We start from the raw sequence: 1,569 nt of genomic DNA on the forward strand, positions 1-1,569 counted from the left end.
GGCGTATCGAGCGGCGAAGCCGCTTCGCGTCTCGGTGGTGAGGGAAAACTGCTTGTGGCTGGGCGGGTGTGGTTCGAAGATGGTGGTGTCGTGGTCGACGTCGCAAGGTCTTAGTGTTTCGAGCCTGGTATCGAGCGTGACGTGGAGGGCTCTGTCACGGGTGCCGTGGATTGATGCAGCCGAGCATGTGAAAGGTGTTCGGTGAGCTCGACTAGGAGATTCCTGATCTGTTGTTTCGGTCCTCCCCGCGACTCGGTCGCTTCAGCCGGAGCGATCACGGATGAGGTTGAGGGCGGAGAAGATCGTGGACATTGTTCATGAGCGGGCGGCTGGAATGGATATCTCCAAGACCGACGCGAAGGTCTGTGTGCGTGTCCCGTCGCTGCGACAGGGTTTCTTCACGAAGACCGTGACGACCTATGGTGCGACGACAAACGAGGTTCTGCGTTTGCGGGCCGATCTTGAAGTCGCGGGCGTGACGGTTGTGGTGATGGAGGCGACCGGTGATTATTGGAAGCCGTTCTTCTTCGTTCTCGCTGAAACACTGAATGTGGAATTGGTGAATGCGAAGCAGGCTAGAAACATTCCGGGTCGCAAAACTGATGTCTCTGATGCGACCTGGCTGGCAGAACTCGCCGCTCACGGTCTTCTGCGGGCGTCGTTCGTTCCGCCCGAGCCCGTGCGGGAGTTGCGCGATCTGACGCGTGCGCGAACGAACCTCACCGAGGAGCGCACGCGGGAGTTCTCGCGGATGGAGAAAGGGCTGGAAGCATCCGGGATCAAACTTTCGTCGGTCGTGTCGACGCTGGCTACCGTGTCCTCCCGGCGAATTCTGGACGCACTCGTCGCAGGAGAACGAGACCCGAGAGTGCTGGCGGGCCTCGCCCACGTGTCGATGGTAAAGAAGTCAGCTCAACTCGTCGAAGCGCTGACAGGCCGCTTCAACGACCACCACGCTTTCATGGTGCGGCTGCATCTAGGGCGCATCGACCACATCGAATCGACGATCGCGGAGATCGACGCGCGGATCGAGGACATCATTGGCCCTTTTCGGATAGCCCGGGAATTGCTGGCCACGATCCCCGGGATATCAGAAGCCACCGCGATTAAGATACTCGCTGAGATCGGCACCGACATGAGCGCCTTCCCCACTTCGGGTCATCTCGCATCTTGGGCGGGAGTATGCCCGGGGCAGAACGAGTCCGCGGGGCGCGTGAAATCTACCGCCACACGCCCCGGGAACCGGCACTTGAAGGCGGCGCTCGGGATCGCCGCACTCTCGGTCTCTCGCTCGAAAACGACCTATCTCGCCGTAAAGTATCGACGGATCCGTTCCCGGACCGGAGCGTTGAAAGCAGTGGTCGCGCTAGAACACACGCTTCTCGTCATCATCTGGAACATGCTCAAGAACGGCGTCGCCTACGAAGAACTAGGCCCTGACCACTATGCCCAGAAGAACCCCGACAGAACCCGAAACAAGGCCCTCAACCAGCTGAAATCCCTCGGCTACGACGTCCAACTCACACCACGAGCCGCGGCCTGAGGTCACCATGTTTTCCTAGGAGACCC

The 1,569-nt window shown here is 60.1% G+C and carries 1 protein-coding gene; it reads left to right on the plus strand.

The window, feature by feature from the left end:
• Positions 1–304 precede the first annotated feature (304 nt).
• Positions 305–1,543: an IS110 family transposase gene (locus EDF43_RS21590; protein WP_132438520.1), complete on the plus strand. Its 1,239-nt coding sequence runs from the start codon at positions 305–307 to the stop codon at positions 1,541–1,543.
• The last annotated feature ends 26 nt before the right edge of the window (positions 1,544–1,569 follow it).

It is taken from the genome of Rathayibacter sp. PhB179, from assembly GCF_004345345.1.
Lineage (GTDB): Bacteria > Actinomycetota > Actinomycetes > Actinomycetales > Microbacteriaceae > Rathayibacter > Rathayibacter festucae.